At 41.8% G+C, this 8,936-nt stretch carries 13 protein-coding genes; 8 read left to right on the top strand and 5 right to left on the bottom strand.

Annotated features, from left to right (window positions below):
- Together ACRC32_RS08235 and ACRC32_RS08240 are read left to right on the top strand one after the other, a co-directional pair.
- The coding region (locus ACRC32_RS08235) for a hypothetical protein (protein WP_438553508.1) at nucleotides 1-446 on the top strand (446 nt) is incomplete at its 5' end.
- Between the two features lie 28 nt (nucleotides 447-474).
- On the top strand, nucleotides 475-1,359 hold the full coding sequence (locus ACRC32_RS08240; protein WP_438553509.1) for a hypothetical protein: 885 nt from the start codon (nucleotides 475-477) through the stop codon (nucleotides 1,357-1,359).
- Here the strand turns inward: ACRC32_RS08240 and ACRC32_RS08245 are convergent.
- The 3 genes from ACRC32_RS08245 to ACRC32_RS08255 form a co-directional block, all read right to left on the bottom strand.
- Nucleotides 1,356-1,961 (bottom strand): hypothetical protein, encoded by a 606-nt coding sequence (locus ACRC32_RS08245; protein ID WP_438553510.1) that lies wholly within the window; start codon nucleotides 1,959-1,961, stop codon nucleotides 1,356-1,358. The two genes, ACRC32_RS08240 and ACRC32_RS08245, sit on opposite strands and share 4 nt — an antisense overlap.
- Nucleotides 1,958-2,437, bottom strand: a complete 480-nt coding sequence (locus tag ACRC32_RS08250; protein WP_438553511.1) for a hypothetical protein — start codon at nucleotides 2,435-2,437, stop codon at nucleotides 1,958-1,960. Before ACRC32_RS08250 ends, ACRC32_RS08245 begins: the two co-directional genes overlap by 4 nt.
- 246 nt (nucleotides 2,438-2,683) lie before the next feature.
- Complete coding sequence (locus tag ACRC32_RS08255) at nucleotides 2,684-3,013, bottom strand: hypothetical protein (protein WP_438553512.1); 330 nt, start codon at nucleotides 3,011-3,013, stop codon at nucleotides 2,684-2,686.
- A gap of 36 nt (nucleotides 3,014-3,049) precedes the next feature.
- Here ACRC32_RS08255 and ACRC32_RS08260 point away from each other — a divergent pair, with 36 nt between their 5' ends.
- The 4 genes from ACRC32_RS08260 (at nucleotide 3,050) to terL (ending at nucleotide 5,689) form a co-directional block, all read left to right on the top strand.
- On the top strand, nucleotides 3,050-3,430 hold the full coding sequence (locus ACRC32_RS08260) for a hypothetical protein (protein ID WP_438553513.1): 381 nt from the start codon (nucleotides 3,050-3,052) through the stop codon (nucleotides 3,428-3,430).
- Nucleotides 3,417-3,557: a hypothetical protein gene (locus ACRC32_RS08265; RefSeq protein WP_438553514.1), complete on the top strand. Its 141-nt coding sequence runs from the start codon at nucleotides 3,417-3,419 to the stop codon at nucleotides 3,555-3,557. Before ACRC32_RS08260 ends, ACRC32_RS08265 begins: the two co-directional genes overlap by 14 nt.
- Nucleotides 3,558-3,619: 62 nt before the next feature.
- Nucleotides 3,620-4,309 (top strand): hypothetical protein, encoded by a 690-nt coding sequence (locus tag ACRC32_RS08270; RefSeq protein ID WP_438553515.1) that lies wholly within the window; start codon nucleotides 3,620-3,622, stop codon nucleotides 4,307-4,309.
- A 147-nt stretch (nucleotides 4,310-4,456) separates the two neighbouring features.
- Nucleotides 4,457-5,689 (top strand): phage terminase large subunit, encoded by a 1,233-nt coding sequence (terL, locus tag ACRC32_RS08275; protein WP_438553516.1) that lies wholly within the window; start codon nucleotides 4,457-4,459, stop codon nucleotides 5,687-5,689.
- Here terL and ACRC32_RS08280 read toward each other — a convergent pair.
- On the bottom strand, nucleotides 5,679-6,098 hold the full coding sequence (locus ACRC32_RS08280; protein WP_438553517.1) for a hypothetical protein: 420 nt from the start codon (nucleotides 6,096-6,098) through the stop codon (nucleotides 5,679-5,681). The two genes, terL and ACRC32_RS08280, sit on opposite strands and share 11 nt — an antisense overlap.
- A gap of 268 nt (nucleotides 6,099-6,366) precedes the next feature.
- On the opposite strand from ACRC32_RS08280, the gene ACRC32_RS08285 reads away from it, so the two are divergent.
- The gene (locus tag ACRC32_RS08285) at nucleotides 6,367-7,599 is read left to right on the top strand and encodes an RNA-guided endonuclease InsQ/TnpB family protein (protein WP_438553518.1); all 1,233 of its coding nucleotides are present in this window, start codon (nucleotides 6,367-6,369) and stop codon (nucleotides 7,597-7,599) included.
- On the opposite strand, the gene ACRC32_RS08290 is transcribed toward ACRC32_RS08285, so the two are convergent.
- Entirely contained in the window at nucleotides 7,543-7,857 is a 315-nt protein-coding gene (locus ACRC32_RS08290; RefSeq protein WP_438553519.1) for a hypothetical protein, read from the bottom strand. The two genes, ACRC32_RS08285 and ACRC32_RS08290, sit on opposite strands and share 57 nt — an antisense overlap.
- Nucleotides 7,858-7,947: 90 nt before the next feature.
- On the opposite strand from ACRC32_RS08290, the gene ACRC32_RS08295 reads away from it, so the two are divergent.
- On the top strand, nucleotides 7,948-8,936 hold a 989-nt coding region (locus tag ACRC32_RS08295), incomplete at its 3' end, for a hypothetical protein (protein ID WP_438553520.1).

An 8,936-nucleotide genomic window follows, 5' to 3' on the forward strand; every position in this document is an offset into this window, starting at 1 on the left:
GTCCACACTGTCTGGACAGACCGCCAGTTATTGCTGCTCAAAAGAATGGAAGAAGACTACGGCATCAACAAATGCAGCCAGATTTAACTCAGTCAATACTAATGTCAAATGTGCCTCGCTTTATTCAACACATTATTGACAGAGGTGGCGTAAATGATGATGAGAGAGAATGGTTAAAATCTGAAAAACTTGGTTCCTTGCAAGATATTCTAGCCCGCGCCGACGAGTATATCTTGTATCCAGATACTCAAGAAATGCTAGAACAAGGAATGTTTAACTTAGTCCTCGCGATCGCAATTCTCAGTTTTGCCCCAGGCGGAATTAACTTCTGGGGTATGCATTTTGAATCTGCCCCTTGGGGAATAATTGAGTTAAGCATGATGACATCCGATGGAATGTGGAAAGCAAAAACAGAAAATGGAGTTGTAAAGCAAATTGAGAGCTAAACCAGATTGTACTGGGCAGAGATTTGGAATGCTTTTGGTATTAGGTAAAGGTGGAAAATACCTGCGAAAACGCGAAGCTCGCGGGGGCGAAATACGCGAAAGCTACGAACAATTGTGGCGTTTGCAATGTGATTGTGGAAATACAATCGAAAGACTAAGAGGTAATTTTGAGAAGAGAGAGGGAATAAAGCAATATTCTTGTGGCTGTAGCAAACGAGGAAGCCAAGCTATTAATAGAAACAAGTTAACGAACATTGCTGGTAAAAAATTCGGTACGTTAACAGCAATAGAACCAACTGGAAAAAGAGGTGCTCACAATCAGCCTACATGGATAATGAAATGCGATTGCGGTCTTGCTGTAGAGAGGAGCTATAAAAGCATACAAAACGCTAAACGCATTGGCTATAGAATAATTTGCGGTGATAAAAGCAAGCACCCAGAAAAAAACCTTCATTATCCACCTATGCCTAGTCCGTGTCCGATTGAAGTTTGCGAACTATTAAAAGAATACTTACCTTTAACAAGACTTAAATATAAAAAAGTCTATGCCGAGGTAGAAGATATTAAGCGCGATATACTACTTCGCACTACCTGGATTATCACTTATCGCCGATGGCAGGGTGAATGCATATCAAAAGGACATGAAAAAGCTTGGATACAAAAAGCTTTAAGATATGCAATTAATGAGGTAAAGAAAAGGCATTGCTCGTTTAAAAATGCCAATAGAATTGTTTATAATAGCGGAAAGTTGGCGGGGGGATGCTCCCCCCGTCAACCTTTTCAAGAGAAACGCAAGACAAATAAACAAATAGGTATCAAGATGACCAACGTAACATCTGAAAACTACCCAAAAATTGAACTTTTGGGGAAAAGCTTGGTATCTAAAAAGAGGTTAAAATTTATCCGACGTTAATCAACCCCAAAAACCAGTCGCCCCTTAATTTCAGTGTTTACGTCCATCTTATTAGCATAAAATCCCACATTTCCATCAGCGCTTACATTCAAATGCCCCAGAATATAGGCTTTTTTGCTGTCAGTTATTACAGCACTAGATTGATAATCTTGCGAAGGGCGATGGAGCGTAGGTAAATTAAACAAAACTTCCGCACTGGCTGGCGCGGTAGCTTTAGTTAGCCAAAACCGCACTTCAACTATGCCTGAAGCATATTTGCGGTAAGCGGCTATGCCGGATTTGTTCGTCCAAGCGTTAAGGAGATTTAGATTATTCCAAGTGGGCGAACTAAAAATAATCTCATTGCTTGGATGTGTGTGCGCTCTAGGAGTTCGGCTATCGGCAAAACGGGGGTCTGAGAGAAGTGCGTACCCCGAATGAGGATTTGTTTCGGTTTTATGAGATGCTAGAGCGTTATTTGCCGCACCTGCTTTCTCTGCACCGATTGATTCAGGAGTAATTGCTCTGGTCTGTGAAGTTTTAAGCATTCCTTGTTCGTCTAAAGTAGGAATGCCGCCAGGAATGTCTTTTTGAGCGTTCATCAAAAATCCAGATTCACTCAAGAACTCATCCTCACTAAGTACAAACTACAATTTCGGAGTTCGCATCTAGTGCTAGAATCTACATTCAATGATGCGCCATGTTGCAACATACTTGCTCCTGCAAAAAAAGGGAAAGTCTCGACATTCAAATCGTTATCCCAAGCAGTAGGCTGGAAAGATTTTTTGTAAATAATTACCCCGTTAACATCCAAGTCTATCGTAATTACAACTGGCGCACTAGACGTTACTGCCATTGACACCCGCGCTAGGTAAATTTCTCCTAGCGATTTGGGATAAACTTTACTATTTGCCGCGTCCCAAATATTTGCGTGCAAGCGGTTAAAGCGCCCAGCAGGTAATAAGTTGTCAAGTAGTAAAGGCGATCGCTCGTTAACTATTTGCGGCTCATTAGCCAAAGAATTGCGAATATTAGCGTCAAGAGCGCCAATAATGCTCGCCACCTTAACTAGCTGCCCATTTAAATCAACTTGATACATCTACGCTGCGCTCCAAGTCGTAAGTCGTAAGTCGTAAGTCGTAAGTAAAGATGTTATAATTGATACGTCTAAGTACGTGTTTAGTATGATTCCTATTACTGATAGGACAAAACAATTTGCTGTTCGCATTGTTAAAGCTTGCTCTTTTTTGGATGAGAAGCCTGGTGTAGCGAAGTCGTAGGTCGTAAGTCGTAAGTCGTAAGTCAATATCTACTTACGACTTACGACTTACGACTTACGACTTGATTAACCAGGAGTTCCTTGAGTCCGACTTACTGCAACTACCCGATAAGAGCCTGCCGTACCACCGTAAACATAACTATCAGAAAATTCCACATTTAGGCTAGGACTAGAAATAGTAATAGTAGCAATTCGCTCATCGCCCGTTCCTTCGTCAAAGTAGTTGATAGTCTTATATAAGTCTGGGGCATTAAGCACACTTCCATATAGCGATGCATCAGAACCACCATCCCCACCGTCTCCACCAGAGGTAACTAGGGAGCCATCGGAGTTAACAGCGATTGCTCTTATGGTTCCGTCAGATGTTTCGCCGACTATTTTTATTTGTGGATGCATCTAGGGCAACATAAATAAAGTTATTACTTTAAATTAATGCCACAGAAATTCCCGTATGAAAAGGCTTCGATTGTAATTGCTGAAGCTGAAATATTTGGCGACAAAAACACGCTTGCTCGTTGGGGAATAAATCAATCAACCCTATGGCGGTGGCGGGATAGAAGACTTAGCGATCCGAAACTGCACGAAAACGCATTATTAAAAACTCGGATGCTTTTAGTCGATTGGCAGACCGACGCAACGCGCACTTTAAAAACTGGACTACTGAGGCTAAATGAATTAATCCCACAAGCAACCGCTAACGATGCTGCAACCATTCACGCGATCGCCGGAGCGTGCAAGATAATAGGAGAATTAAAGATAGCCAGTGATGCCCTAAGTGAGCCTGCACCTTATCAATCGAGTGAACGCTCTTAAGCGTACCAGAGAGAAAAAGCGAGAAGCCCGAATGCGCGATCGCACAATTCTTACAATTATTTTGCCACCGAAAGACGGAGGTAGTTTGCCGAAAGTTCTATCTAGCAAAGGTTTTGAGGTAAAATAGTAGAATGCCAAGCGGTACTGGAAATACCCTTGGCGTGTCTCACCTAATGTTTCTAGGTCAGCATGAATACTGTAACTCGTATCTATACCTTGGTAGATCCTACCGATGGATTGGTTTTCTACGTCGGCAGAACAACTTTACAATTGTCTCAAAGACTTTGTTCGCATATTAGAGATGGTCAGAAGCGCAGGACAGCTAAAGGTTTAAAAATTTTTGAGATTTTGGCAAAAGGATTGAAACCAGAAATTGTCCTAATTGCTACTCATGAAAACATTTCTGCAACAGACGGAAGGACTATTGAGGGTGCTTGGATTGATTTTTATTCTATTAGTCATAAACTAACTAATACAGGTTCCACTTGTGGCGGGCATTCTAATAACGCTAAAATCGCTTGGACAGATGAGGTAGTAGATTTACTTGGGAAACTACCTGATGAGATATTAGCTAAACAACTAGGCTGCGATCGCAAAACTGTAGAATTTCAAAGAAGAAAAAGATCCATAAAACCATGTGGGTATATAAATAAACCAATCCCTCCTAACATGGGAGGATGGAATAAGATAAAACTACCAGAAAAAGTTATAGAACTTTTAGGCAAAGAACCCGATTGGCTTTTAGGTAAAAAATTTGGCTATTGTAAAACTGTAATAGCTAGAGCTAGAAAAGAGCTTGGAGTAGCTAGTTATGCAGCTTCTACGGGCAACGATGGTCAATTTAAGAAAGGTGAACCGCATAGGCGATGGAAAAGATAAGGAGGTGATGCCCTATTCCTGCTGTAATTGAGATTAAGCCGCAAGAGAAACAATCAGATTTTTTAACATCTTCTGCTAACATCGCTATTTACGGCGGGGCGTGAGGCTGCTGGTGCTGGCAAATCTTTTGCTATTCTTTTAGAGCCTTTGTATCACATAGACAACCCATCTTTTGGTGCTGTAATTTTTCGGCGTACGTTTCCAGAGATTCGCAACAAAGGTGGCTTGCTCGATGAATCATTTGCTTTATATCCAAGTATTGGTGCAACTCTGAAAGAGTCATTTTTGGAGTGGAGTTTTCCAAGTGGTTCAACAGTAAAATTTAGTCATTTACAACACGAGAAAGACGTTTTTTCTTTTCAAGGATCGCAAATTCCGCTTATCTGTTTTGATGAGCTTACACATTTTACCGATAAGCAATTTTGGTATTTACTTTCTCGTAACCGCTCTGTCTGTGGAGTAAAGCCTTACATTAGAGCGACTTGTAACCCCAATGCAGATAGTTGGGTTGCAGACCTTATTAATTGGTGGATTGGGGAAGATGGGTTTCCTATCCCTGAAAGGTCAGGCAAGGTGCGATGGTTTGTCCGTATTGGTGGAGAGTTAATTTGGTCTTCATCTTATGATGAGTTGCGCGACTTATATCCAGATATCGAACCAAAATCATTAACTTTCATCCCTGCCAAAATATCAGACAATCGCATTCTCTTAGAAAAAGACCCTGGCTACCTTGCTAACCTGCAAGCACTCCACCCAATAGACCGCGCTCGTTTATTAGATGGTAATTGGAAAATTCGTAATGATTCTGGGGCATTTATCAATCGCTCATTCTTTGAAATAGTAGAAGACTTCCCTGATACTGGAACTATAGTTCGAGCTTGGGATATGGCAGGAACCGAGAAACACTTGAAAAATGACCCCGATTACACTTGTGGGGTAAAGATGCTCAAATCCGGCAATGCCTACTATGTCTTAGACGTAATCCAAGTTCAAATTAGCGCTGCCCAAGTCAACGATTTAATATTGAGGACTGCACTTAATGACGGCGTTGGTTGCAAGGTGCGTTTTGAGATAGAACCAGGGAGCGCAGGTAAGATAAATGCTAGTACCCTAACAAAAATGTTAGTAGGCTATGACGCAGCAGGGATAAGAAGTCAAGGCGACAAATTAACAAGAGCCAAAGGGTTTGCTACCGCTGCTGCCAATGGGCAAGTAAAATTAGTTAGGGCGGCATGGTGCGATCGCTATTTATCAGAATTACATAATATCCCCGACTCCCCTCATGACGATCAACTCGACTCCTCGGCTTTAGCATTTAATGAGTTGTCTAAAGCCCCTAATAAAAATGCTTCTGGGGCTATTAGTTACACTACTTGGTAATCTCTTCTAATGTTTTTAAATAGTTCTGGTATCTTTTGTGAGCGGTACTCTGCGTGCATCCTATTATTCGTCCTATTTCTAAAAAAGTTAATCCTGAAGAACGAAGTTGGATTATTTTCTTGACCTGTTCTGGGTTTAGCTTGCCGCAATGAATACCTGGAGGCGTTGTAAGAGCATTTTTAACTGACCAACCTAATTCGTCTATCCTTGCAGTTATTAAACTAGCCCTTATGCCTAGTATTTCTGCCCATTCTGCAACTGTGCGGATTTCATTATTGTGTTCTAAAAGGCGGTTTGTTCTTTTATTTCTTGCTTGCTCTTTAGTTGTTGCCCAACGACAGTTTTCTTTAGAATAACCTTGTGAATTGTCAATTCTTTCTAAACTCATTCCAGTCGGTGGATCTCCCATGTCTTTATAAAAGTTTTCAAAACTAAGCCAGGAAGAACAAACTGTTATACCTCTGCCCCCATAATTTCGCCAGTTTGGATGACTAGGGTTTAGACATCTGCACTTCATAGTGGTCCAAACTTTATCGGAAGCGCCGTAAAACCCCCGTCATTCATGCGAGGGATATAAGGCGGGATATTATCGGAACTCGATGTTCCGATAATATCCAATAATCTAGGCAACTAACTAACAATCTATGATATAATTATGTCAGATTGCATGACATAAGATGTTAGTATTTGAGGCAAAATTAAAAGGGACAGACGGGCAGTACAGAGCGCTAGATGAAGCGTTGCGTACTGCCCGTTTCGTGCGTAACAGTTGCCTCAAATATTGGATAGAAAATAAAGGGGTAGGGAGGTACGACCTAAATAAATATTGCAAAGTTCTAGCAGATAATCCAGACTTTCCTTGGGTAAAGAAGCTCAATTCAATGGCACGTCAATCAAGCGCCGAACGTGCTTGGAGCGCGATTGCAAAGTTCTTCGATAATTGCAAGAAAAAAGTAGCAGGAAAAAAGGGATTTCCTCGCTTCAAAAAGCACCAAACCCATGCAAGTGTTGAATACAAAACATCAGGCTGGGTACTGTCAGAGGACAGAAAAGAAATTACTTTTCGTGATGGGTTTGAAGCTGGAACGTTTAGATTGTGGGGAACTCGTGACTTACACTACTACCAAATAGAACAAATCAAACGAGTGCGGGTAGTACGTCGTGCTGACGGGTACTACGCCCAGTTTTGTTTGGATGTGGAACGAATAGAAAAGCGCTCTCCAACACTAAAAACCATTGGTTTAGATGTGGGGTTGACTCATTTCTATACTGATAGTGACGGCGAAACGGTCGCCAATCCACGTCACCTTCGCAAAAGTGAAAAAGCGCTAAAACGCCTATCACGGCGGATGAGTAAAACGAAAAAGGGGTCAAATAATAGAGCCAAATTTAGAAATAAATTAGCCAGGAAGCATCTCAAGGTAAGTAGGCAGCGTAAAGACTTTGCGATAAAAACGGCAAGGTGCGTAGTCCAGTCTAACGACTTGGTAGCCTACGAGGACTTGAAGGTGCGAAATATGGTGAGGAATCGCCACTTGGCTAAGTCAATTAGTGACGCTGCATGGACGCAGTTTCGTTCTTGGGTGGAGTATTTTGGTAAGGTGTTTGGCGTGGTAACGGTAGCTGTACCGCCTCACTACACTAGCCAAAATTGCTCTAACTGTGGCAAACAGGTTAAAAAGGCGTTGAGCGTGAGGACTCATGTTTGCCATCATTGCGGACACACTCAAGATCGAGACTGGAATGCTGCCCGCAACATATTAGAAAAAGCATTAAGTACGGCGGGTCACGTCGGAACCTACGCCTCTGGAGAGACTGACCAATACTTGGATGGGGAAACTCCTCCAAGCAAGTCAACTCGTGGAAAGAGGAACCCCAAAGAGCGATCTTTGGAATCCCCCCTTTTCTAAAGGGGGGAGGATGTCAAAGGCTTTAGTATGCGCTCGGCTGTGTTTTGTTACCCTAGCTTTAAATTCTGTTGCTTTCCAGCATCCGCAAGACTTAGCAACATTATGAACAATATGCATTGCATAAGTTTCAAACTCCTTTCCACAAGCACATAAACATTTGTACTTTCTATTTTTTTTAGGGTCTTTGGGAATAGCTTCTAAAACAGTTATTTTCCCAAATACTTTTCCTGTAAGGTCGTTTACAATAGCTCTAGCCATACCTACTCCATTAGGTTAATTGGTCAGCGATCGCATCTATGCTTAGACTCATAAATGCGTCGCGCTATGTATCTATTTTAACATTTTATTGTGTCCAAACTACGTAAGAACGTTGATGTTACAAGCGAGAATTTAGACTATTACAATGACAATGTTTTTAAGTATTGGTGCGGTCCAACATTACCAGAGGGCGATCCTCACTACAACGAAGTAATCGAGCAAATAGAGCGCGTTTTTCAGTCTAGAAATATCATTGCCGAGTGTATAAATCGCCAAAAAAATGCATTAGTGGGGAAGAAAGCTCACTGGTACATTGCTGACAAAGCAGGAAACCGATTAAAAGACGACTCCGCCTCTGTTGCTGAATTGTTGCTTAATAGATGGATAGATAAGCAGTACGCGCTCTCGCGCAGCCATGAAAATTCGCTCTCCAATGCGATCGCAGAAGCGACTAAAAATATGTTGGTAGCGGGCAAGGGATATTTAAGGTTATGGTCTCCTAAGCGCTTTAGAAACTCTCCAGACTTAATTACTCGTGTGGCGCTTCACTCCCCCCATCCCGATAGTGTAGTAATTAATCGCGACGTGGATGGATTTATTGATTCAATTGAATATCAATACTCAGCCAATGATTTAAAGCGCACTGAAATCCAGCGCATTGATGAATTAACTAACTTGACAATATTCACTACGCTTAACGAACAAGAACAAGAAATTGAAGAGGAAACGCTTGCAATAGACCTCGGTGGGCGTTTCTCGATATTTGAAATGGCTGCACCTTCTTTAATAACAAGTAGTATCAAATCTGCTCAGAATGCTATTAATTTTGTTTTGACGATGATGGTAAGGTCTGCCGAGGTCGGAGGGTTCCGAGAACGGCTGATTTTAGGGGCGCAACCACCTGGTCATTGGGATGAAGATGGTTTGTTTACACCTGATAGCGATTTTACGATTGGACCAGGGAGAACGAGCTTTATTCAAGGCGTACCACTTACTGACGAAATAGGTGGACTTAAGGGTTACACAAACCCTAGTGTAAATTACGTCGAGCCAGTATCGCCCCAAACCTTCATCGATAC

The organism is Chroococcidiopsis sp., assembly GCF_051657925.1.
Lineage (GTDB): Bacteria > Cyanobacteriota > Cyanobacteriia > Cyanobacteriales > Chroococcidiopsidaceae > Chroococcidiopsis.